Origin of the sequence: Actinoplanes oblitus, from assembly GCF_030252345.1 — a bacterium.
In the GTDB taxonomy this organism is placed as follows: Bacteria; Actinomycetota; Actinomycetes; order Mycobacteriales; family Micromonosporaceae; genus Actinoplanes; species Actinoplanes oblitus.
Genome location: NZ_CP126980.1, coordinates 4,096,143 through 4,119,543, shown reverse-complemented (window position 1 = coordinate 4,119,543; position 23,401 = coordinate 4,096,143). Strand labels below are relative to the sequence as shown.

The following is a 23,401-nucleotide window of genomic DNA, read 5'->3' as shown; positions in this document are numbered from 1 at the left end:
CGCCACCGGAACACCGGCAGCCGAACTCTCTCGAAGAATCGCCGCGCTCGCGGAACGCCGTGCTGCAACTGCGGTCGGTTCCGGGCGCTGGCCGAGCCGGGCTACCAGCCGCCGCAGGCCCCCGGAGCATGCGTGCTGGACGGAGAACCGGGACGCATCTGGATCGGTGGCGTGCTGGTCACCCGCATGCCCGGCCTGGTGGCTTCCTACGACCTCCCGTTGGACAGCAAGGGCCTTCAGAACCGCGACCGGACCGTCATCGAGGCCGGCGCCCTGCGCGACAGCGTGCAGACCATCCTCGCTGTCAGCGAGGATCCTCGCGTCGTCGACCGGTTCGCCCGGCACGTGCTCGGCGGCGGAAAGCTCCGCGAATCCGAGCAGTTCTTCTCCCACCCGAGCGGCAGCAGCCCGCGGGCAAGGGCGGCATGGCGCACGTGGGGGCGCGCGAATCTGCCGGAGAACTGTTTCTTCACCATCAGCGGTCATGAGGAAGCCAAACTCGACCTGAAAGACAAGGGCTTCACCGAGGTCACCGCCGCCGGGCTGCCCGAGCACCTACGGTTCGCGCTGATGGACCGCCTCGGTGTACAGCTGGCCCGCATCCGGCGGGCGCGCCACTACGAACGCACCCGCGGCAGAACCACGTGGGTCGCGGACAAGTCACTGACCACCGACGAGCGGACCGTGCTCACCAGCGCGCGGCAGCTGATCCGCCGGGCGATCGGGCCGTTCGCGATCGACCGGGTCCGGGTCTATTCCAAGAGCGAGTCGTCTCCGTGCGCCTCCGGCTTCTACAGCCCGGCCACCGGCGACATCGCGATCAGCCGCAGTGTTCTCGCCCAGCGGCCCCGCACGCTGCACGTTCTGCTGCACGAGGCGGCGCACCGGGTCGCGCATCGTGGCGGCGGCCGGTGGCTGCCGATCCTCGACTACGGAGACCGCAGCCGCGGCTTCGAGAACATGCTGTGCGACTTCGGCACACTGCTGCTCGGCTACCTCGCCGATGGCACTGCCCTGCCCGAACTCGACGTCGACGTCGACGTCGACCCGGTGCCGGCACTACGGCAGCGACGGACCGCCGCAGCCGACGATCCAGCCGTGCCTGCCGTGCGCCGCGAACTCGCGCACCTGCTCACCGCTCGGCTCCCGCACGCGCTGGCCGCCGGCGGGTTCACCGACGAGAAGGACCTGGTCGCTTCCACTGCGGTTGACTTCGACTATTGGCGCACGCTGACCCGCCCGAAGACCATCGGTCACCGACAGCAGCGCGGCGGCCGGGCCTGGGACTACGACAAGGTCGCCTTGCTCGCCGAAGCCGCCGGCCTGCACCCGCCGGTCGTCTGGCTGGGCTACCACCTATGCGAAGGACCGCTGTACCACCGCCCACGCGAGCGGTGGGGCACGTCGTCCGGCCCGTGGACCAAGAACATGCGGGAGTCGACTCTGCGTGCTTGCACGAACCTGCTCAAGATCGGCGGTTCTTACGCCGACCAGGTTCCCGCTCTGCGCGATCTCGCCGAAGGTCGCACACCGGCACCGGGCGGTGACGACAGCTGGCATGCCCCCGCCCGAGCGCTGCTGGCGCTCGAACGCAGCCGGCTCGCCTTGGATGCGGTGTCGTCGCCGAACGTGCCCTCCCAACACGACTTCGCGTCGCAGGCCAACCCAACGCATGCCAGCCACTGACCCAGGCACCTACGGATTCCCCACTGCCACAAAGAAGGTGAACAGTCATGTCCATCAGACGGCAACGAGTGCAGGCGATCGATCAGGTCGATGTGCTCGGCCTCCCAGAGACATTTGCGGCTGCCAAGACCGTCGACAAGCCTGAACCGGACTGCATCTACTCGATCATCGCCGGTAACGGCGAGGGCGGCATTCAGCTCACCGGCACACCACCGGAGTTGCATCACTTGCTGCATCGCGCTCAGACCGAACTGGGCCGGGCAACCGGCGGGCCACGGGTCATAACCGTCATCGACCTGTCGACCGGCCACCTACCCCGGCCGATCTGCGACCGGCTCAATACCTACAGTGGTGTCCACGCCTGCTTCACCGGCACCGGCTGGCTCCTCACGGTGCCGGACGACCTTGCCGCACATCACGCTGACTTCTCAGGCAGTGTGCCGGCCGAGGTGTGGCGGCTCTGGCAGTACGCCCACCGGTTCAGCGCCGAATACATCCTGCTCAACGCGGGTGCCGACCGGATCGACGCGTTACCGTCCTGGGACTGGTAACCGGTGGCGGCGCCTGAACCGCTGACATCTGCGGCGCTACGCGACGGCCCCGGCAACACGCCAAGACCGCCAAACAACATCACCATCGCCCAACGACCGTCAATCCCCTGAGCGTTGCGCTGGCTAGCTACGTCAACCTGGGGTGGGTCATCGGCTGGCGTCCGCACCGGTCCTGCGGACATCATCGAGACGCACGCCGGCGACGTCGTCCTGCACGGCGACGCGGAAGGGCAGGCGTTCGCCGCTGCGCTGCGCTCGTTGCACTGCACTCCCCCATCCTCGGGAACGTCGGGTAGCTCGTCGCTGCTGCGGCCAAGACCCAAGCGGAGGCGAACCGGCTGTGCGACGAGGCGAACGAGTCGGGCCCGGCAAACGAAGAGTTCGCCCTCCGGGAACAAGCTGATCGGCTGCGAGAGAAGGCATGGGAGTTGGCGATGCGGTTGCTCGGCGTCCAAGAGCCGGCGGTCGTCACCTGACCGGCGGTGATCTGCCGGTGCTCGCCGTTGCGCGGCAATGCCCGGTGCCGGGTGGCTGGCGGCGGATCCTGGCCGACCGCGGCTTACCCACGCAAGACCCGCCGGTTGCCGCGATCGCCACCCGTGGCCGTGCTACCGGCGGGTCTGGCGGGGCTGCGCCGATCGGCCGGCCCGCGCGGATCGCGCCAGCCCCCGCGGCACGGATCGGTACCCGCCACCGGCCAGGGGTTCGCACAACCGCCGCCCCCGCTCACGGCCAGGCCCCTCCCCGGATGGGCCTGGCCTCCCGTGCTTCTGGAGGGATCCGTATGCGTCTAAGACTTCCCGGCCGTATCGCGCGTCTGCTGTCTGCCCGCCCCCAGCCTTCCGGCCAGCCGGTGAGCACCGACATCGACCTATTGCACCAGCTCACCAACGCTATGGCCGGCCCTGTCGAGGACATCGGATCATGTCTTCCCCCGTCGCTGGTGACCTGCCTGGACGCCGGCAGCCGCAGCTTCGGCAGTGACGTCGCCCAACTGATCGACGAGTGCGTCGAGCACGGAGTGCTCACCTTCGATCCGCCGGTCACCGGCATCCGGATCGAACCTACGGTCAGCGGCGAACGCCGCGACGGGGGCTTCCGACTGCTGATGACGCTCGACCAGCGGACCACCCTGGCGTCGCCGCGGGTGAACGCCGAGCTGTTCCTCAACGCCGACGACCCGCCGCTGGCGGTGCTCGCCGTCGTGGTCGACACCGCCAACCGGCTGCTCAGGGCCGCGGCCACAACACTGCCCATCGGTGGCCGTGGCGGGCGCGCATGAACGGCGAGAAGCACACCTGCCACCCCCACCCGGGTCTTGGCACAGCCTTGATCGCGTTCGTCTGGGCGACGGCGGCCGCCGTGGTCGGCGTCTGCGTCGTCGCCCTGCCGGTCGATGTGGCCGCCGACAACCTGCCGATCATCCTCGTGTTTCCGTTGGTAGCCGCCGTCACCGGGACCCGGTGCATCACCCGCGCACTGCTCTGACGGCTAACCAGTTCCGACTATCGCCCGCGGCGAGCCTCCCCGTTCCGGGAGAGGCTCGCCGCTTCTTCTCGCCAAGAAGACGCTGTGCCGATCGACGTAACGCGCCTGCGACAGATCGAACACTTCGTGCGCCAGTACGGCGTCAACACCAAACAGGGCTTCAAGCCGGCGAGCGACGATCGCACGCTGTGAGACTTCCGCCGCCGGTGGCTGCCGGACGACGCACCGGCTCAGCCCGACCCCGCCCTGCTGGCCGTCTTCCGCGCCGCCTATGACCTGAGCTATCAGCCCGAGATTGTCCTGCTCATGGCGGTCGTGCAGCAACTGCGTGCACAGCGCCTGTACGCGGAAATCTACGCGCGCGGGCCGTTCGTGGAGCTGAGGGCGGGCCGGTGGCCGCACCGCGGTACCGGCGACGACCCGTGGCCGGTGACCGCCGGTCCCGGCTGGAGAACCGGGGACACCACGCTCGCTCACACCGACACCCTGACCATCACCAGTTCCCAGACCCCGTCCGATCTCGCCGTCGCCGCCGGCGCCAGCCCGCAGCAGATCGCCGAGACCATCGCCGAGCTGATCACCACCGACCCTGATCACGGATGGTGGGCGCCAATCAGCCCACCCTCATCGAGCGGGTCCCGTACGCCGGCAGCCAGTCGGCCCTCGGCGGCGATGCGGTGTCGCTGGTTCACTCCGGTCGCGACTGGCCCGACACGCTCCTGCGACAACTCAACCACCTGGTCGACAAGCGTCTCGCCGATCCGGAACCACACGAAAGCATGCGCGCCGTGGTGTTCTCCGGCCACTTCGGCGACGACCTGGTCACCCGCACCGAAGCACTGATCGTCGCTCGCCAGGCGAGACAGCTGATGTTCAGCAGCGGTGACACCGTCACCTGCAACGACGTCTCGTCCGTGCACCTGCGATAGCAGCGAACTCCCTTCCTCGAGGAGGTCACCACCATGTCCGGTTCCTTTGTACCGGCCCGTACCCACACCACCAGCGAAGTGCTCGGTCTGGTACCGCACCTGCTCGGCTATCACCCCACCGACGCGCTCGTCGCGATCTTCGTCTCGCCGGATCGGACCGCGCGCAACACCGCGTGCCTTGCCCTGAACGAGCCGATCGAGGCGCTGCTGGAGCATCTGGCGCTGCGGCTGCCACCGGGCGCGTCGGGCACTGTTCTGGTCGGTTACGGGCAGACCGCCCGGCCCATCGTCGCGGCGGCCGCCGAGGTTCTGTCCTTGATGGCGCCGGTCACCGGCCGATATCTGTACGACGGCAGCCGATTCTTCTGTCTCACCCCGGGCTGCGACTGCACGCCCGCCGACGGCATCCGGATCGTCGCCGACGATACCCGCACAGCCGTCAAGCTGGCCGCGGCCGGAGTCAGCGTCGCGCCCGACGCGGCAGCCATGCAGACGCTCGTCGCAGCGGACCCGGTCGCTCAAGCCGCCACCCGTGCCGCCCTCGACCAGATCAGCATCGGCTACAAGCCGAGCACCGCAGACCTGAGCCGGCTGATGGGCCAGGCCCGGTCCGGGCAATCACTGACCGCCGATGAGGTCGCCCAGCTGACCGTGGCGCTACGCGAACGCGGGCTGCTGATCGAGGCCTGGCGCCACACCGGCGACGCACTGTGGCAGCGTGACCTCTGGCTCGACGCACTGCGCCGCACCCCCGGCGGCGACGCGACAGCAGCAGCGGCCCTGACCGCCTGGTCCGCGTGGCGCCGCGGCGAAGACGCCCTCGCCGGCGCCGCACACGAGCGGGCCCGCGCGCTCGCACCGCGCAACGGCCTGATCAACCTGATCGGATGGCTGCTCGGCGCCCGGATACCCGCGCACCGCGTCCCGTGGCTCCTGACCGACAGCACCGCTGCGGCGCCGGTGCGGGACCGGCCGTGAACACCGCCCTGCTGATCACCGCCGACGCTGCACTCACCGAAGCCGTGAGTCACTTGGCCTTGCGCGCCGGCGCGCATCTGAGCGTGCACCCTCATCTGGCCGCCACGCCCGTCGACCGTGACCAGGCTCGTCTAGTTCTCGTGGGTGCCGATCAGGCCGGCAACGCAGGCAACGTGGCCGAGGTGACCGGTGCCGTCACCGTGTCGGCCGGTGAGGCAGACACCGGGCCGCCGGCCGTACTCCACGTGGTCCGTGACGAACCGATTTTGCGGCGCTACCTGGAGCAGGTAGCCGCCGCGACGGTCGGCCGGCTGCGGGCTGCCGGATATCGGATCGGGTACGTGTACCCGCACGACGCCGGCTCGGGATACGTGGCGCCGTTGAAGGTCACCGACCGGCGCCTGAGTCCGGACCAGGCGGTGTACGTGAACGCGGCCACGAGTGCCTGTACCGGGGACCGCGCGTTGAGCAGCTCGGCACAGCGCAGCAACTACGCGATCCTTCACCAGCGCTTTCCCGCGGTGTGGCGCGACACCCACGCCACGGACCTGGTCGAGCTGGGCGCGTTCGTTGCGGATCTGAGCCCGGCTGCCGTCGACGTGCTGTGCTCGCTCGACGGGTCCACCGTGGTCCTCGACACGCAACACCATCGATCGCTGCAGGCAGCGGAAATCGAGGTGTCATGGGACCAGGAAGCGGACGTTGAGGTATACCACCGGCTCGGCGCACGGGCACGCAAGGTATGGGACGTCATGCCTGCACCGTTGCTGCACCAGCTGGTGTGGCAGGTGATCCATGGCACGGGCATCGCCCCGGTCCACGACGGCACCGAGCCGCGATGGCCCGTGAACGACCTGGCGGCGCCGCTGGCAGCTCGGATCATGGCCGAGTTCCGCCGTATGCGCGTAGAACGCAGGTACCGCATCACCACCCTGCTCAGAGTTCGGCGGAACGGGCCTCGATACGCCATCCTCGTGGACGACAACCCGTGGCCGGCGGCATTGGTGTACAGCCGGTTCGAGGCCGCGCTGTGGATGTGGGTGCAGCAGCACAGCGTCGTCATCCCGGACGCATTTTCAGCTGATATGTAGGTACGTTCCCGCGTCAAGCGTGAGGGTTCCTACCGCCGCACGGCTGCTCCCTCGCTGGGCAGGCCCGGCACCATCACCATTTCACGATTCTGCCGGTCATGCGCCCGATGGCGCGGGGCGCGGGTGGGTGCTGGCTGCGGATCCTGGCCGCCCGCGGCTGGTCCCGACAAGACCCACCGGCACAGCGGTCCCCGGCTGCGCACCGGCAGCGGGTGGGTCTTGCGGGCCGGCGCCGATCGGCCGGCCCGTTCGGATCGCGCCAGCACCGCCCGTCGGGCCCAGCGCCCTCCGGGCGCAGCTTTCTTTCCCTTCGTTGTAGGAGGACGTCGCACCGTGACCACCATCGACACCACCACCGGCTCCGATCCGACCGCCGTGCCCGCCGAGGCCGACAACGACCGGCCCGGCACCAGCGTCGCACCCGCTGTTCTCACCGGCGAGATCTTCACCGGCGAGATCCGGCCCGACGGCGGTGACCAGCAGCCGCTGCCGTTCCGGGTGGGCGTCCTCGACGCCCGTGAGCTGCTCGACAGCCCGCTGCACAGGCGCAAGGACCTCGGCGACCTGTCCGGGCTGCGCAAGTCGATCGAGCTGATGGGGGTCCGTGAACCGCTGGTCGTGTTGTCGCGGCGTCGGCCCGCGGCCACGTCCCCTGAGCTGCCGGCTACCGAGCAGGGCACCGTCTCCGGCGACGAGCCGGGCGAGGCTCAGGAACCGATCGAAACCTTCGAGGTTCTGGTCGGCAAGCGGCGCCAGTACGCTGCCATCGCCGCCGAGCGGCCGATGGTGCCGTGCTGGATCGCCGAGGACGAGTCCGAGGCATTCCACATCATCTCCGTGCTGGAGGCCAACTCCCACCGCAAGGACTTCGAGGCGACCGAGGAAGCCGATTCCTACCAGCTGCTGCTGGACTACGGCTGGGACGAGGAAGCGATCGCCAAGGCGCGCAATCTCCCGGTCGAGCAGATAAAGACCGCGGTCAAGGCGCGCCGGCTGCCGGCCCGAGCCCAGCAGTCGCTCAACGCCGGCACGCTGACGCTGGAGATGGCTCAGCTCCTCGAGGAGTTCGCGGACTCGCCCGCGGAGCAGCAGCAGCTGCTCGCCTACGCCGACGATGAGTGGAAGCTCAAGCACGAGGCCAGCAAGGTGCGCGGCAGGCACGCGTACGCCCGCAGCCGCGACCAGGCGAAACTTCAGCTGCTCGTCGACGGCGTCGACCTCACCCCCAAGCCGCGCGATTTCGGCTACACCAGCTGTACCGCGGTCGCCGCCGAGAACCTGCTCGACACCGAAGGGCAGCCCGTCGACGTCGAGCAGGTCAAGAAGCTGCCGGGCTTCCACGCGTTCGTCGAGAAGCAGGGCAGCCAGGCCAGGACCGTCGTGTACTGCGAGGACCCGGCCAAGTACGGCTACACCCTCAAGACGAACAGTGCCTACCCGGGTCTGAGCCCGCAGGAGATCGCGGCCAAGCAGGAGCAGGAGCGTCAGCACGCGGAGTTCCTGGAGCGGCTGCGCCTGGCCGGCGCCGTGCGTCGGGAGTTCATCGTGGCCACCTACGGCAGCGCGAAGACCGCCCGCAAACTGCTTCTCGACGCCCAGCGCGCCGCCGCCTCCGACAACCTCCGATTCTTCCGCGACCTCGACGATCTGTACCGGTCCCTCGGTGGTCTCACCGGGGCGGAGATCGGCAAAGCGGCCCTGGACCGGGTGCAGCGCAGTCTGGTCGCGAAGTACGTGTGCGGCCAGGAGTACAACCTGGCCAAGGCCGAACAAGGCCATGCGGCGTACCTGTCCGGCGACCCGGCGATCGCCTGGCTCGACCGGCTCAAGGCCGACAAGTACCCCCCGAGCGACGCCGAGAACGAGCTCTACCAGTCGCTGCTGCCGGCACCACAGGCCGAGGAGCCCGACGAGGACGACGTCGAGAAGGAGCCGGCCGAGGCCAGCGGCACCGCCGCCACGTCGCGCACCGAGCAGGACGACAGCGCGGACACCGCGGCACCGGACCTCGAAGACGGGCCGGCCACCGGCCTCAGCACCGGGCAGCCGGACATCCACGTCGGCGGCACGCCGGACGGCCTGGACCAGACCGAGTACGCCCCCGCCGCCTGACCATCTGCCAGCCCGCGGATGTGGCCCCGCCCTCGTCGGCTGCGGGGCCACATCCGTCTCGTCACCCCAGGAGCCTCGCCACCATGCCAACTCGACGGCACACCACCAGCCACACCCGATCCCAGCCGGCGCCGCGACCACGCCGCGACCTCCTCCCTTCGACCCACCGTCACCACACCGATGCGGCGCGACTCACGGCCGCCAACCGCCGACCGTCCCGGCCACGCACCGGCACCGTTGTCCCGACCGGCCAGCGCGCCCGGCTGGCCGACACCCACGCGCACCCCGCCACCCCGCTCGCCAGGGAGTCCGGCCGATGCGCATAACCGAACAACGGGCCTGGACCCGCATCAGCGCCCTGGGCGACGTCACGGTCGATTCCCTCACCGGCCGCTGCCTGCACCAGGCAACGCCAGAAGACATCACGACCGGAACCCTGACCGACGCGGCAGCCCGCGAACTGACGGCCAACCTCGAGCGCCCAGCCGGCGAAGCGGTCACCGGCGACGCCATCTACTACGTGGTCTGCAGCCACGGCACCCCCGTCGCCTGGCTGACCTACGACGCGCGGGTCATCACGCCCGGCGCGGAACTGACCGACCGGCAGCGCCACCACCGCGATCGGGCCATACGAGCCCTGACCCAGCTGAGCCGGCACGCCATGTCCGTGCTGGCCGCGCTCCGTGACGAACGCGATCAGCGCAGCCCCGGCAACCGGCCGGAACCCGGCAGCGGACAGACCGCCATCCTCATCGCCCGGCCGCAGGACCCGACGCTGACCTGGTGGACCCGCGCCGGCACCACCCTGGCCGCCACCATGGCGCAGATCGGCGAACTCACCCGTGATCCTGACCTCGACCGGGTGCTGGTCGTGGAAACGCACGGCTACGGCGGATACCGGCGCGGCTCGCAGCCCGTGCCGCTGGCCGTGCTCTGCGCCATCGAACAACTCGCCGTCGAGCATGATCTACCGCCGGCGGCCATCGGTGAATGGCTGCACCGAGAAACCGGCAGTGCCCCCGACAGTCCCCTCACCACCGGCAAAGCGGTCATCGCACGGTTCGACGCCGCCTACCACGGCCGATTCCGGTCACAGCGGGAATTTGCCGAAACCGAACGCGACCTACGGGGCTGGACCGAAGCCCTCGCGGCGGCGCAGATCCCGCTGAACCTGTTCGACCTCGACCTGTTCACCGGCCAGGTGTTCGCTGACCAGGCCCATGCCATCGCGCTGCCGCGCGGTGACATCGCCGTCTTCCAGCGATCCGCGTAACGCACCTCATTACCCCGGACACCGTCGCGGTGTCCGGGGTGATCCTCATGCCCGAGGAGGCCACATGCTTACACCCTCGTCTCCCGGCACCGGCCATGGCGTTTTTTGCGTACGCCGTCCGCTCACCGACGCGGAGCTGCAGACGATCCGCACAAGTTTGCACAGCGACGTCGCCGATCTCGGCCAGGTCACTACTACAGCGGTCTTCACGGCACTGACCGCAGGCCGTGACCAGGCCGGAAGTTGTCCTTTGCCATCGAGGTGTGCCCCTCGTGCCAGCGAACTTTGTCCCCGTGCGGGTTTGTGCCATCGAACTTTGTCCGCGGGCTCGAGACGATCAGCCTGTGAACGAGCCGCCTCCCTCGAACACCGACTCATGATGCGAAGATCACCCGGCACAATCGGGGAGGTCAAGGCAGCCATGGGAACCTGGGACGTCGGCCCGTTCGACAACGACGACGCCGCCGACTTCGCCTTCGAACTGGACGACGGACCAGCACACACCCGCATCGAAATGATCGGCGCCGTCCTCGAACGCGTCGCCAGTCCAGCCGACAATGACCCCCGGCTCTCGGACGCCCCGCGAGCCGTCGCCGCCGCTGCCCTGATCGCCGCGCAGTACCCAGGCGGCGCACCCATCACCTCGGCTCACGGCCCGACCACGCCGATGCCCGAGTTCCCGGCCTATCTCCGGAACCTCGCCATTGACGCCCTGGACCGCGTAATCACGACACCTACCTGGCTCGCCGAGCACTGGGACGCGACACCCCACGGCCCAGCATGGCGCCAGACCATCTCTGAGCTGCGCAAAGTACTCGACCCGCCGCAACGCGAATCGCTCTTCGACCTCTGACTACCCACCCAGCAGACACGGTCCACTGGTGCAAACCACGCGTCGGACATCCTTCATTGGCACGAGGGCACAGTTCACTGACAAAGGACAGGAGTGTTGCTGCCGACGTGGACAAGCTTCGGTTTGATTCTGACGGTCTCCCTCGCCCCACCCGGACGGCCCGACCTGGCCCCGGTCGGTGGCCGCGCGACGAACGGCGTGACGCTCTCAACTGGCCCACCAGACGCCCCAGCCAGCGACTACGGATTGTCATCATCACGCGGGCAGCCAGCACGCGGATCGCGGCAAATGAGTAAGAGCAGCAGAGCTTTTCGTCGTGCATGATGGCCTCGATGGAACATGCGGTAAAGGACCTGGTCGAAGCGGGCTGGCAAACAGTACGTGCAGATGGGCGAGTGCACGCGGACCTGCTGAAAGCCGCCTATGCCGAGCCTCGCTTGCGATGTCTGTTTCCCTGGACCGGGATGGGCGAGCTGCATTTCAGTCGCTGCACCGAGTGGCCCTGGGGGTGGGACATCCCGTACATCGAGCCGGCGCCGGGAGGCGCCTATCGAGTTGCCGGACCTAGTCGAAGTCAGACTGTCGGACCAGCGGCAACCGCAAGAGAAGCTGTCGCGATGGTGGTTGAACGTCTTCCACCTGGCGCCGATGTTGTTTTCGTCGGCCGGTGGGACGAACTCCTTGCCCGCGAGGCGGGAGGCTCGCGGCCAGAAGCCGGACAGTAGCGCGTTCGCGATGTATGCGGTACCTGGCTGCCAGGTCGGCGGCAGATCAGTACGTCGAAGCACTACGCCTGGGCCGAACTCTTAGACCACGCCCCCGGGCAGATGGTTGTGGTGGGGTTCGGGCACGATCACCATATGGAGATCCAACCCGGTAGGGGGGTAGCCGCAGCGCGAATCGGTGAGACCCGGGAGGCTGTGGAGAGTCGGCTCGGGCCTCCGATGCATCCCGGGAAGGACAGCCGGGCGGTCTACGACATCGGTCGGTTGCTCGTGATCTCCTATACCGGTGACGATCTCGTGGAACTCGTTGAGCTTCCGCATGATGCGGGCCGGGGTCACGAGGCATTTCTCGACGGGGTGCAGCTGACCTGGCGGTTGCTGGCCGACGTGGTCGCGGACTTGGTTGCGAAGGGCTACCGATACGAACAGGAGGAGCCGTCGAGCTTCTTGTTCGAAGCGGGCTTCGTACTCTTCTCAATGGGATCGCGTACGGCCGAAGACTTGGGGCTGGAGGTTGTGGAGGGCGCTTCGCGATCCGTTTGTGAGGGCGTCTCGGTAGGCCCCTATGAGTACTTCGTCGCGGAGCCGACCGAGGAACAGATCGCAGCGTGGGAGCGCGAGTTCGAGGCGGCCCAGGCGGCCCAGGCGGCGATGGACGCTGATGAGAGCACACAGAAGCTTCGTGGGTTGATGGAGAAGCCGTAAAGACGCACTGATTTCGGTAGGTCAAGGCGCTGGTATGGGTGGGCCACCGAGCGTGATGCCTCGTCGCTGGCCGGTGCGCACGATCGGCGGCACGAGAGTGAACTGCCCGGAGCCGCGAGATTGCTCGGTCCGCCTGAAGGATGATTTCTTCGGCTGGGTTGGCGGTGCCTAGTCAGTATCGGTCGCGTGGCGCCATGCGCCCGTTTCTTCGTCCTCGACTACCAACGGAAGTGAGAGGTCTTGCCGCGCCCATCGGTGCAGCCAGGATGCGAATGTCATCCCGTGCGGATACAGGACCAGGCTGGCCGTGCCATGTGGGAACTGCACAGGGTCGGCTTCGTTGTCAGGCCCGTAGTTCGGGTCTATGACCCACATTTGGGCGTCTTGGCTGCACAAGTCGATGCACGACTCGATTCCGCAGCCCCAGGACGATACGGGCAGCAGGAATGTGCAGGCGGGGGCGAGAGACATCGGCCAGCTGTCTCTGTCGGGAACGGCGTGCGCCAGTTCCTCGATGGACATCAAGCCGTAGCTCGGTCCGAAACCACCGTTACCCAGTTCCAGGTAGCAACGCCGCAGCAGGGGCGGCAAGGAGCGACCGATCGCCGTTTCGCAGGCCTCGACAGCATCGGGCGACGCCGGATGGAGCGGCGGCAGGTCCGGAATGCACCCTAAGTCTCGTGCCTCCCGGAACCCGACATGCCACCGGGAGTAGACGCGCTGCAGTCGCCCATCAGGTGCGTATTGGAAGACGCCACCGCCCTCGGTGTCTTCCCCGGGCAGGCCGGGCATCGAGTCCAGGTACTCACCAGCTCGAACACGCGCACGCGCCGCCTCGAAAGCAAGATCGTCTTCATGAATCACACCGGTGATCGTTCCAGTAGGGTCTGACAAGATCGGCTCGCAACGCTTGTCACCGGGGGCATCGAACGTACTCTTCTCGGCCAGAAGCAGATGCGTGACCATGGCGGCGCCCTATCCCCACGGGCTACAGCGCGTGACAGCGCGCATGAAGTCTTGACCATGAGGTCGGGCCATTCCAGGCCGTCCCATCCCTTTGCCGCATCAGCCGCGGTGGAGCCAGTCGGAGCCCAGTCACACTGGGGCCACCCATGGCCCTCAGAATCACTTCGGCTCGCTATTCCCGACACGCAGTGGAAGGAATCGTTGCGGCCGTCATCGAGCGCGCCCGTGACTGGCATCTGACGATCACCGCCGAAACGCTGGTGCGGCAGCGGCTGCCGCGCTGGTATCACGACCCATCGATCAGCACGCCACAGCTCGGGCCGCCCGACGGACGGCCCTACCGTTCCAGCATCGCGCTGACCCGCAGCGCCGCCGCCACGATCAACGCCGCCGAGAATCACATCGAGGCACTTCGCGACGCCTACGGCCCCGGCTCCGAGCACTACCTGCGTGCCGCGAACACCTGGCGCACCGCCCTGGCCCGACTGCTAGCCGGCTGGCGCACCGCCCACACCGACGTGCAGGCCTGCGGACCGCTGTCGCTGCAGATCACTGACGCCGCCGGGAGCCGCGCGGGTCGTGTTCCACGGCGGCCGGTGGCGCTGCACTATTCCCGGCTGCGGCGCGTGGGCCACCTGCCAGCCGCCGACATCCACCGAGGTCCAGTGGACGCCCACCGCGAGCAACGTGGCTGCGCACCAGCACGAGCCCGGCTATCCGTTCGCCGGCCCGCAGCCCGGCGCCTGGCACATCGAGAACGACACCACTGACCGCTGAACCCCTCGACTCATCACCGCGTCCTGACCGCGCCACGGGTCAGCGAACGCCGCCTGCATCTGCCGAAAGTGAGACCCGATCATGACCACCTACCTGGCCCCCTCACCGCTCGTGCCCGGCCAGACCTTCGAAGCGGTACAGGCCCTGACCGTACAGCTGCACGACGCCAAGGAAGAGCTGGCGTTGCTGCGCGACTCCCACGAGCAGCAGCGTGCCGTCCACGAGGCGGACATCGCTCTGATCGGCGGGCGCCTGCGCGACGAAGCCACCGAGCGTGGCTGGTGCAGCATCTACGACAGGGTCGTCCAGGAGCTCAACCAGCAACTGACGATCCCCTTGCCGGTCCGCGAACGGCTCTTCTACTTCGACTTCGCGCTGGCCGCGACGGTCACCGCAACCGCGCTCACACCCGCTGGCGCCCGGGCGAAACTCGCCCGCACCGTCGACCAGATGACAGCGCGCCTCGACCATCTCAGCGGCGTCTTCCCGTATCCCCCGACGCCAGCCGACTGGCCGATCAAGCGTCGCGGCCTGACCTTACGGGCGCTCATCGCCATCAAGGTGAACATCGACGTGACCGCCGCCGACAGCACTACCGCCGCCGACCGCGCTTCCACGATCGCCGACGAGGCCGTGACCGCCGTCGCCGCGCTCGCCGGCGTCACCGTCGAGCCCACCGGCCGCGTGCGGCACGAGACCGCGCCGTTCTGACCCGTCAGCGGTGCACCGCACCGTCTCGCGGTGCACCGCGGAACCCACTGCCCGTCCGTAACCTGGCCATCTGCCGGAAGGAAGCACCATGCCGGGCCTGCGCGCCTGCGCCACCCTCGACCTGCTCAACCGGCTGCGCGCCAACCTGAACCCCGAACTGACCGCCACCGCGGCGGACCGCAGCGCCAGCCTGGCCCAGCTCGCCGGCGCCATCACCGCATTCGCTGAAGCCGTCGCCGCCCTCGACCGCAAGATCTGCCCGGCATCCGAGGTTGAACCGTCCCGCACCGGGCCGCGCTGGCGTCACCTTCAACACCTCACCGGGCGAGCCGGCCAGCAGCTCACCACCACAGCCGACATCATTCGAGCCGTCGCCGGGCAGGCACTGCTGGTGCTCCCCACCATGGAGCCGGTGCAGTACCACGGCAGCATCGCCACCCGGCACGGACTACACGCCCTCGCCGGTCCCTGCGACTGCCGCCGCTGTCTGCACCGCGGCGACCGGATTCGCCTGTCCCTGCTTTTCGGCGACGGCGCCGACCTCAGATGTGTCCGGCCCGCCAGCATCACCGCCGCCACCATCCCGGTCACACCGAAGCGCCCTGCCGACGACATCCGAAACAGTCTGCAGAGCAGTCTCAGCGCACTGCGAGCCCCGGTCCCCGTCGACCACGCCACTACCCTGCTAGCCAACCTTGCCCTGTTCACCGGCAGGACCCGGGCCGTGACTGCCACCTGGCCGCCGGCGCTGGAACAACGGTTGTCCGGCCGGTTCCTCACCACTACCGACGGCACAGACCCTGACCGGCTGCGGGACACCCTCACCAACCGAACCCAGCACGCCGCGACCGAGCTCGGCACCGCACACCGCCTGCTGTGTGATGCCGTCACCACGCTGCGCGGCATCAACGCGCAGCCACCGCCGGCCGCCGCACCGCACTGACCTTCCTCACGCGCCCGGTTTCGCTGCCCCCTGCGCCGGGCGCACGCGGGGCGTGATCGCCGTGACCCCCGACCCTGCGATCACGCCCCGCCCTACTTCCGCACGCACCGAGGAGCTACTTCACCATGGGTTACACCCATTACTGGCAATACCAGCCCGCCAGCGCCGCCTACGCGGCCGTATGGCCGCGCATCGTCGCCGACACTCGCCGCATCCTCACCGAGATCGGCACGACGATCGCGCTGGCCGGCCCCGACGGCACCGGCACACCGCTGCTCGACCTCACCGAGGGCATCGCCTACAACGGCGCCCGCCCCGACGACTTCGAGACTTTCGACCTGGCCCCGCCCGGCGCCAGCGATCGGCCGTGGGGATTCTGCAAAACCGAGCGCCGGCCCTACGACCTCGCGGTCACCGCCACCCTGCTGCGCTGTCACCTGCTGCTACCGGACGAATTCGGCATCGGCAGCGACGGCAACCTCGACAGCGACTGGGCTCCGGCACACAAGTTGATCCAGAACCTCTTCGATACCGGCACCACCCGGCCGCAACCCTAGGAAGGACGACCGCGATGGATACCGTCGTGACGGTCAGCGGCCCGTTCGCCGCTTCACCCACGGTGCGTCGCTGCGACGTCGGGCAGCACCCGTTGCAGCCGGGCGAGCAGTGGTGGCGGATCACCGATCCCAGCCGCGGCTGGGCCAACGGCCACGGCGTCGCGTGCGCCACCCACCATGCCCAGGTCGAGGCCACGTTCAGCGACGGGCACGCCTACCGTGTCGGCGGCCTGTTCAACGACGAACGCATTAGGTGGCCGCAAGGACCGCACCTCTGGATTGACGACGATCACCAGATCCGGCTGGGCATCTTCCTGACCCGCCCCAGCCGGCAGGAGATCGCCGCAGTGCAGACCGGCAAAGCCCGCTTCGGCTGGACCGAACAGGGCGTTAACGGGTTCCTGCTGTTCAGGTACGGCGACTCACCGTGGAACGACGCACCGTTCAACCCGCAACGGCTCACCACACCGTCTACCCTGCAGCCGCTGCCACGCGGCACGCACACCCGCGTGGCGACGTTCCTGGTGCACGCCGACACCGGCCGCATCGCCGCGATGCGCATGTTCAGCTGGCCCGCCTACTTCCTCAACCACGTCATCGCGTCGATCCACCGGCTCGCCGAGCACCCCTACACCGAGCTGGCAGCCCACGCCGCGCAGCTGGACTTCTACCGCCGCTACCCCGACGGGCCGTCGCTGCACCGGCTCGTGCGCACCCTGCCGCCGGAAGCCGTCTGCTTGGGCGGTCAACGCGACGACCGACCGCACTAACCGCCGCCTTACCGCGGCGGCGTCACCGTCGATCCCGGCAGAAAGAACCACCATGACCACCGTGTTCATCGCGACTCTGACCGCGACCATCACCACCACCGCCGCGCTGCCAGACGCGGTAGGCCTGCTCACCAGCGGCGCCCTCTACCCGCCCGGCGATGGGCTCATCATCGCCGGGGTCGACGGAATCGAGGTGACGACTATGACGCTCACCGTTGGCATCGACGATCCAGCTCAGCCGGTCCTCGGCGCCGACATGATCAACGGCGATCGCATCGAGCCCGCCGCCGACCTTTATGGCTTGGCCCAACCCGCCGTATGTATCCCCGTCGCCACGGCCGACAGCAGCGACGACTGCGCTCGCGTGTATGACGCCACCAGCAATGACGGTGACAGCGGCCGACGCCCGGCCTGCGCCGGACACCACTGCTGACCGACTACCGCGGGCCCACCCAACGAACTGCGGCGCACCGATGTAGCCCCACGTCGGCCGCTCTGCTCTGTCTGGATTCGGCGTCCTCCGCACACCCCCTTACCGCGACGGTCCGGCAGACACACCGTGACCGTCCTCCATCGAAAGGTTGCACGTCATGGCAGAAACCTTCACCGAGTATCTGGCCCGCTACAGCCGACCGGACCGCGAGTACCCGGTCATCGACCTCGACACCGCCGGCCAGCAGCGCTACACCATGATCGTGTCCTATGCCGGCGGGGCAAAGAAGGCGATCGTGCAGTTCATGGGCTTAGCCGCTGACGGTGACAACGAGCACCTGTGCATGGACGTCCACGCCTTCGTCGACGAGCAGGTCGCACGCTCCAGCGTCTTCGGCATGGAAAACGGGGTTCGCTACGAGGCCTTCGACCAGAGCGCCCCTGGCCGCTCACACGGACGGCCCGCGGTACGCGGAGTCACCGTCCTCGTCGGCGTACAGGCCGACAGCACTCCCCAGCCCTGAACGGTCCGTCACTGTCACCGTAAGCCCCGAGCCCACATCCGGAATGAGCCCGGGCCGAATCAGGATTCGCGGTGCTGAACCTGTCACGGTGGCAGACATCGATCCCTGAAAGGGATTCTCTTCATGGACCCCGCACTCATGAACGACGAGCAGCGCCGACAGCACTTCCAGCGGCTAGCAAAGGACTACGCACGTCGCTACGCCCAGTTCATCATCGATGCCCTCGGCGGGGCCGTGTCCTCGGACGCAGCCGCAGTTCTACACCGAGTCGCCTTCGAATTTGGCCACGACGCGTGCCAGGTCATCGCGCGTGAAATCCAAGCATGCACGGCCCCGCGCACCAAGAGCCCGGACGGTGCCACCCCAATCGAGGCCAGCAGTATCAGCGCCACCACCTACACCTTCACCGTGCTGCACCCCTTCGCCCAGCGACCAGCCGACCTTTTCACGGCGCTGACCGAAACGAACAACGGTCACAGCGTCGGCGCCGTAACCGCCGAACACACCGTCGCGATCCCCGACGCCGAGGTCCCCGGGCGTCTGCGCGAACTCGGCAACGACGGCACCTCCTTCAACGACGAGTTGCCAACAGACACCGCATGAAACTCCTCGTGCGGATCCGCTGCGGCGCACCGCCACCAAACGCTCTCACCATCGACGAACGCTGAAACCGCGGCGATGCGCCGTGACATTCCGTGGCCGTCAGCACGCCAGCCGAGGGCGCCGACCGACTTCAGCAGCCTCACGAAGTCATCAGCATAGAAACCGACGCGCCCAGGCGCTCGACATCCGCAGTGCGCCCAGCGTTCCAGCAACACAGCCACGAGCGCCCCGCTCAAACGGCATTACCCATCGCACCCGCACTCCGTATGGCCCGGCTTCCACGAAGGAAGCCGGGCCTTCTTTGTATCCGCAACCCCGCTGTCCACGACATCCCTGGCCCTGGCACCGCACCGCCGCGTCCATAACTTTGAAAGGACCAAGCCATGCAACCAGCACAGCTGCTGGCCGATCTGCAGCACGACCTGCGGAGCGTGTTCGACGCGATCGATATCGCCGAGGAAGAAATCACCACGGCACAGCGCCGCCACCCGAAGGCCGCCGACCGGATCTGGCGCAGCTTCCTGCTGCTGCGGCCACCCACCGACGCCCTGACCCGCAACGACCTGGTCTACCGCGCGCACTGCCGGGAACTGCTCGACCGGGTCGCCGCAGGCGCAGACACTCGGCCCGGCACCGCCGCGGAATGCTGCGTCGCGCTGTGCGAAGTCAGCCTGCGCGTCCCGCTCAACACCAGCGCCGCCGGGCTGTACGCCCGCATGTGGAAACTGGCCGACCTGCCGCCGATCGACCTCGCCGACGCCAGCACCCATTACGAAGCCCTCGAAGGTGCACTCATCGACGATCAGGAAACCATGCTGCGCCAGAAGCTGAGCCAGGACTGGCGCCGGCTGCCCCCGGCGTCTCCGCCAGGCCCGGATCAGTGACCCCAATGACTGCTTCTGTCACCACTGCAAGCACGCGTCAGTCACGCCCAGCCGACCCGAACCTACGACGGGCAGCACTGTGGTACGCCCGAGCCGGAATCCCCGTGCTGCCGCTGCACACCCCGGCAGCCGACGGGACGTGCAGCTGCCGGCACCCGGCCGATTGCGGATCACCGGGCAAACACCCCCGGCTCGAACACGGGATTCATGACTCGTCCCGAGACCCGGATCAGATCCGCGACTGGTGGCAACGCTGGCCCGACGCGAACGTGGGCCTGGCCACCGGAACCGGGCTCGACGTCTGCGACATGGACACCGGCGCCGGCCTGGCCGCGGTGCTCAACGTCCTCGACGTTGTCAAACCGGCCGCGCCGCTGGTGCGTACTGGCAACGGCTGGCACATCTGGTACGCCTCCACTGGCCTGCCAAGCCGGATCGGACTACTGCCCGGCGTGGACTGGCGCGGCACCGGCGGCATGGTTGTCGCGCCGCCGTCGCGCCACGCCAGCGGCGCCAGCTATCGGTTCCAGCAGCCGTGGGACCGCCGGCAGCTACCAGCCTGCCCGGAGCCTCTGGCCGAACTCGTCGCCGTGCCAGCGACCGAAACAGCCGTCACCCCCGTCGGCCCGATCGATCACCTCGACCGCTACCTGCACGCCGCGCTCGCCGGCGAGCTGCGGCGCATCCAGCACGCACCGCGCCCGGTGTACTCCGGCGGGCAGCGCATCAGCGGCGGCGAACGCAACAACACTGTGCACCTCGCAGCGTTCCGACTCGGTCAACTAGCTACGGACAGCGCCATCGACGAGGCGGCGGTACGGCGCCAGCTCGCCGACGCCGCCGTCGGCGTCGGGCTGAGCCGGACCGAAGCCGAACGCACCATCGACTCCGGATGGCAAGCCGGCCGAGCCCGTCCACGGCCGCGCCGCTAGATATTCAGCCGCGTACCGCCGCGGTGCCGTCCGGCCAGGCCAGGCTGGCACTGCGGCGACCGCGCCTAGCTACGTCCTGCGCCTATCCGGGCGGGCACTCGTTCGGCCCTGCCGATCATTCACCTCGTCAGCACGAATCCCAGCAGCGCGGCACCCGGGCTGGCAAGCCCCTCCCCCTTACATCGACCTGCACAGCGCGCAGGCGCGCAAATGCCCCCGTGCGCCTGCGCTGCGGTTCAGTCACGGCCGACGCTCCAGCAGTTCACGGGCATGACTCGGCCTGCCCGCCGGCAGTAGTCATGTCGCTGCCCACTCCGGCTGGCACCCGTGTGCTTCGCCGGATGCCGGATGTCGTGCGAACCGGTAGGCGGCCAGAGGTGTCCGCTGCTGAGAGGCCCGAAGGTCAGTCCACCCGGGCCGAGGGCGCTAAGCCCCCAGCGAAACATCTTGGCCCCCGGGTCTCGCTGCGCTCGCCCGCCAAGATCTTTCGCTGAACGGGTGCTTGCACCCCCAGCCCCGGGCGGACTCTGACCGGCCCCGTCAGCGCGGCACCCCGACGCTCCCGGATCACCCGATCCGGACCGCCGAGACGGCCGCACCCGCACCACCTGATGGGAGCCACGCCATGCTCTTCACCTTCGAGTTCGAGGGCAACCTCGCCGCCGACGCCGAGCTGAAGATCACCGAATCCGGCACCACGTACTGCCAGCTCAAGGTCGGGCACAACACGCGCCGCCGCAACAAGGACGGCGAGTGGGAGAACGGGCCGACCATGTGGGTCGCCGTCACCGCGTGGGAGGGCCTCGCCGAGCGGTGCTCCCAGCTCAAGAAGGGCAACACGGTCCTGGTCACCTGCCGCGACGACCTGCGGCCCTGGGCGTACCTGCGCAACGACAACGGCCAGCCCGGCGCCTTGTTGGAGGTGACCGCCGCGAACGTCGCGCTGAGCCTGCGATTCAAGCCCGCCGAGGTCATCCAGCCCACCACCGAGCCGTGGGCGATCGACGAGCCCGAGACCTCCAAGGTCCTGGAGCCCTCCTTCTAGCCGACCCGCCGCAGGGCCGGCCCACCCGGCCGGCCCCGCGCACCCGCCCCCGATCTTTTCTGACCAAGGAGTCGCGCATGCAGGCCATGTTCATCGTCGAAGGCGTCATCACCCGCCGCCCCGAGTCCGGCGTCACCGGCGGTGGTAAGCGGTACACCCAGTTCGAGATCAGCAACTACCGCACCTGGGTCGAGAACGGCAAGACCCGCCGATCCGAACCGATGGTGTTCGACATCGTCTGCTGGGGCGAACTCGCCCGCCAGGCCCTCAACCTCGCCCCGCGCACCACCGTCGTCGTCAACGGCAGCCGCCTGATCCCCTACGACAACAACGGCACCCTGAGCCTGAAGATGTTCGCCCGCGACCTGAGCGTGACCCTGCGCGACGCCACCTCCGCGAACGGCCGTGCCCAGCGCAGCGGCGACGTGGTCACCAGCCCGTACGGCGAGAGCATCGCCGCCGAAGCGTGGCCCGAGGTCATCGGTGACCTCGAAACCGTGCACCGCCGCCGCTGATCCCGCCGCGCATCGTCTGGTCCCGGGACCCGCCCGGGACCAGACGCAAAATCCCCCGCCGCCCAGGGAGTCACCGCGTGCGCGACACGTCGCCGCCCATCCACATCTCTCTACCCCGGTCCTGCTGCACCGGCTGGTACTTCGAACACACCCCCGACTGCCCGACGCCGACCATTCCCCGCCCGTGCAGTGACTGCGACGCAACGGCCGGCACCGAACACAACCAGCACACCTGCTCCTGGCACTGGCCGGAGCCCGAGTTCGACTCCTCCGACCTGCTCAGCCCTGACGCAGCCCGCTGGCCCGGCCATCCCATCGCCGACGCCGGCCGGTAACGGCCATCCGATAGCGCACCCCGACCACGGAACCCACCGACGAAAGGTGAATCCCATGCTCGAGAACGACGCCACCGCGACCGCCTCCGCCGACACCACGGCGACCACCACCACGGCGGTCAGCGCCAGCCGGCGCCGGACGGTTCTGCGCACCGTCCGCAAGCACGCGGCCCACCCGGTCGCGCACGTCTCCGGACTCATCGGCGCGCACATCGTCGCTCTCACCGTCCTGGACAAGACCCCGCTGCTGATCATCCTCGGCCTGCACTGAGCCGCCCGCTGGTGGGACACCGCACACCGGGTGTCCCACCAGCGTCCCGCTACAGCGCCCCGCCCATCAGCTGACCAGATCGGACCCCTCATGAGCGCTTGGATCGTCAACCGCGATCACATCGACCTGCTCCTCACCGCCGCCGTGCAATGGAAGCTCATCACCGCCGAACAAGCCGACAGCACCGGTCGGATGCTGTGGAAGGAAAACCTCACCAGCGTCGCCCACCGATACCCGAACGACCACGACGGTGACCGGCCCGGCCCCTGCGACTTCCGCGACAACGACGTCGACACCTACCAGTACCGGCCCTACCCCGGGCGCATCGATCCCGAAGTCGTCACCATGGCCGCCGCATCACTGACCTACCAGTCCCGCGAACACCCCGGCTGGGCCGCAAGCGCGGCATGCGAATGGGTAACCCGGCTACGCGCACAAGCCGCCGACCAGACCCCCGCCTACCTCGCCACGTACGGTCCAGTGGACCTCGGCCGGCAACAGCGCGGCGACCACGGCTGGTCCGAACGTATCGATGCTGATGGCACGCGGAGCACTCACTGCAGTGACGGCTGGAGCGTCCCCGACCGCGGCGTGCTCAACCGTGCGGCCGCTCTGCGCACCGGAGCGAAGCCGTGAACGGCCCCTGCGTCGCCGGTCCTTCCGCAGCAGACCACCGGGATACTCGGCACACCTCTGCCAGCGAGAGAGCCGAGCCGGATACCGCCGCACACCCACCACGCGCTAC

The 23,401-nt window shown here is 68.7% G+C and carries 27 protein-coding genes; 26 read left to right on the top strand and 1 reads right to left on the bottom strand.

Annotated elements, in window-relative coordinates:
- Positions 1-132: 132 nt before the first annotated feature.
- The 12 genes from Actob_RS18555 to Actob_RS18505 all read left to right on the top strand — a co-directional run bounded on the left by Actob_RS18555 (position 133) and on the right by Actob_RS18505 (position 12,391).
- Positions 133-1,686: a hypothetical protein gene (locus tag Actob_RS18555; protein WP_284921494.1), complete on the top strand. Its 1,554-nt coding sequence runs from the start codon at positions 133-135 to the stop codon at positions 1,684-1,686.
- A 47-nt stretch (positions 1,687-1,733) separates the two neighbouring features.
- Positions 1,734-2,237, top strand: coding sequence for a DUF5983 family protein (locus Actob_RS18550; protein ID WP_284921493.1), 504 nt, complete (start codon positions 1,734-1,736; stop codon positions 2,235-2,237).
- Positions 2,238-3,090: 853 nt separating this feature from the next.
- Entirely contained in the window at positions 3,091-3,519 is a 429-nt protein-coding gene (locus Actob_RS18545) for a hypothetical protein (RefSeq protein ID WP_284921492.1), read from the top strand.
- Positions 3,516-3,725: a hypothetical protein gene (locus tag Actob_RS18540; protein WP_284921491.1), complete on the top strand. Its 210-nt coding sequence runs from the start codon at positions 3,516-3,518 to the stop codon at positions 3,723-3,725. The genes Actob_RS18545 and Actob_RS18540 overlap by 4 nt, the downstream gene beginning before the upstream one ends.
- A 599-nt stretch (positions 3,726-4,324) precedes the next feature.
- Positions 4,325-4,654: a hypothetical protein gene (locus Actob_RS18535; RefSeq protein ID WP_284921490.1), complete on the top strand. Its 330-nt coding sequence runs from the start codon at positions 4,325-4,327 to the stop codon at positions 4,652-4,654.
- Positions 4,655-4,687: 33 nt separating this feature from the next.
- On the top strand, positions 4,688-5,632 hold the full coding sequence (locus Actob_RS18530) for a DUF4192 family protein (protein WP_284921489.1): 945 nt from the start codon (positions 4,688-4,690) through the stop codon (positions 5,630-5,632).
- Positions 5,629-6,723, top strand: a complete 1,095-nt coding sequence (locus tag Actob_RS18525) for a hypothetical protein (protein WP_284921488.1) — start codon at positions 5,629-5,631, stop codon at positions 6,721-6,723. Before Actob_RS18530 ends, Actob_RS18525 begins: the two co-directional genes overlap by 4 nt.
- Before the next feature lie 333 nt (positions 6,724-7,056).
- Positions 7,057-8,835 carry a ParB/RepB/Spo0J family partition protein gene (locus Actob_RS18520; protein WP_284921487.1) on the top strand — a complete coding sequence of 593 codons (1,779 nt, stop codon included), beginning with the start codon at positions 7,057-7,059 and terminating at the stop codon, positions 8,833-8,835.
- Between the two features lie 316 nt (positions 8,836-9,151).
- On the top strand, positions 9,152-10,108 hold the full coding sequence (locus tag Actob_RS18515) for a hypothetical protein (RefSeq protein ID WP_284921486.1): 957 nt from the start codon (positions 9,152-9,154) through the stop codon (positions 10,106-10,108).
- Positions 10,109-10,529: 421 nt separating this feature from the next.
- Positions 10,530-10,961, top strand: coding sequence for a DUF4259 domain-containing protein (locus Actob_RS18510; protein WP_284921485.1), 432 nt, complete (start codon positions 10,530-10,532; stop codon positions 10,959-10,961).
- Positions 10,962-11,281: 320 nt separating this feature from the next.
- The gene (locus Actob_RS44055; protein ID WP_407653670.1) at positions 11,282-11,686 is read left to right on the top strand and encodes a DUF6193 family natural product biosynthesis protein; all 405 of its coding nucleotides are present in this window, start codon (positions 11,282-11,284) and stop codon (positions 11,684-11,686) included.
- Between the two features lie 135 nt (positions 11,687-11,821).
- On the top strand, positions 11,822-12,391 hold the full coding sequence (locus Actob_RS18505) for a hypothetical protein (RefSeq protein WP_284921484.1): 570 nt from the start codon (positions 11,822-11,824) through the stop codon (positions 12,389-12,391).
- Between the two features lie 168 nt (positions 12,392-12,559).
- Here Actob_RS18505 and Actob_RS18500 read toward each other — a convergent pair whose 3' ends face one another.
- Positions 12,560-13,357 (bottom strand): SMI1/KNR4 family protein, encoded by a 798-nt coding sequence (locus Actob_RS18500; RefSeq protein WP_284921483.1) that lies wholly within the window; start codon positions 13,355-13,357, stop codon positions 12,560-12,562.
- Positions 13,358-13,503: 146 nt separating this feature from the next.
- On the opposite strand from Actob_RS18500, the gene Actob_RS18495 reads away from it, so the two are divergent.
- From Actob_RS18495 to Actob_RS18430, 14 genes are all read left to right on the top strand, one after another.
- Positions 13,504-14,127, top strand: a complete 624-nt coding sequence (locus Actob_RS18495; protein ID WP_284921482.1) for a hypothetical protein — start codon at positions 13,504-13,506, stop codon at positions 14,125-14,127.
- An 88-nt stretch (positions 14,128-14,215) separates the two neighbouring features.
- A complete protein-coding gene (locus tag Actob_RS18490) occupies positions 14,216-14,845 on the top strand; it encodes a hypothetical protein (protein ID WP_284921481.1) in 630 nt (209 codons plus the stop codon).
- A gap of 88 nt (positions 14,846-14,933) precedes the next feature.
- The gene (locus Actob_RS18485) at positions 14,934-15,788 is read left to right on the top strand and encodes a hypothetical protein (RefSeq protein ID WP_284921480.1); all 855 of its coding nucleotides are present in this window, start codon (positions 14,934-14,936) and stop codon (positions 15,786-15,788) included.
- Between the two features lie 125 nt (positions 15,789-15,913).
- A complete protein-coding gene (locus Actob_RS18480; RefSeq protein WP_284921479.1) occupies positions 15,914-16,345 on the top strand; it encodes a hypothetical protein in 432 nt (143 codons plus the stop codon).
- A gap of 14 nt (positions 16,346-16,359) precedes the next feature.
- Positions 16,360-17,115: a hypothetical protein gene (locus Actob_RS18475; protein ID WP_284921478.1), complete on the top strand. Its 756-nt coding sequence runs from the start codon at positions 16,360-16,362 to the stop codon at positions 17,113-17,115.
- Between the two features lie 52 nt (positions 17,116-17,167).
- Positions 17,168-17,548 carry a hypothetical protein gene (locus Actob_RS18470; protein WP_284921477.1) on the top strand — a complete coding sequence of 127 codons (381 nt, stop codon included), beginning with the start codon at positions 17,168-17,170 and terminating at the stop codon, positions 17,546-17,548.
- A gap of 157 nt (positions 17,549-17,705) precedes the next feature.
- Positions 17,706-18,071 carry a hypothetical protein gene (locus Actob_RS18465; protein WP_284921476.1) on the top strand — a complete coding sequence of 122 codons (366 nt, stop codon included), beginning with the start codon at positions 17,706-17,708 and terminating at the stop codon, positions 18,069-18,071.
- A gap of 123 nt (positions 18,072-18,194) precedes the next feature.
- Complete coding sequence (locus Actob_RS18460) at positions 18,195-18,674, top strand: hypothetical protein (RefSeq protein ID WP_284921475.1); 480 nt, start codon at positions 18,195-18,197, stop codon at positions 18,672-18,674.
- 383 nt (positions 18,675-19,057) lie between these two features.
- Positions 19,058-19,558, top strand: coding sequence for a hypothetical protein (locus Actob_RS18455; RefSeq protein ID WP_284921474.1), 501 nt, complete (start codon positions 19,058-19,060; stop codon positions 19,556-19,558).
- 5 nt (positions 19,559-19,563) lie between these two features.
- Positions 19,564-20,490: a bifunctional DNA primase/polymerase gene (locus Actob_RS18450; RefSeq protein ID WP_284921473.1), complete on the top strand. Its 927-nt coding sequence runs from the start codon at positions 19,564-19,566 to the stop codon at positions 20,488-20,490.
- A 625-nt stretch (positions 20,491-21,115) separates the two neighbouring features.
- Complete coding sequence (locus tag Actob_RS18445) at positions 21,116-21,535, top strand: single-stranded DNA-binding protein (protein WP_284921472.1); 420 nt, start codon at positions 21,116-21,118, stop codon at positions 21,533-21,535.
- A 77-nt stretch (positions 21,536-21,612) separates the two neighbouring features.
- Positions 21,613-22,050: a single-stranded DNA-binding protein gene (locus tag Actob_RS18440; protein WP_284921471.1), complete on the top strand. Its 438-nt coding sequence runs from the start codon at positions 21,613-21,615 to the stop codon at positions 22,048-22,050.
- 390 nt (positions 22,051-22,440) lie between these two features.
- On the top strand, positions 22,441-22,656 hold the full coding sequence (locus tag Actob_RS18435) for a hypothetical protein (protein WP_284921470.1): 216 nt from the start codon (positions 22,441-22,443) through the stop codon (positions 22,654-22,656).
- Positions 22,657-22,746: 90 nt separating this feature from the next.
- Positions 22,747-23,292: a hypothetical protein gene (locus tag Actob_RS18430; RefSeq protein WP_284921469.1), complete on the top strand. Its 546-nt coding sequence runs from the start codon at positions 22,747-22,749 to the stop codon at positions 23,290-23,292.
- The last annotated feature ends 109 nt before the right edge of the window (positions 23,293-23,401 follow it).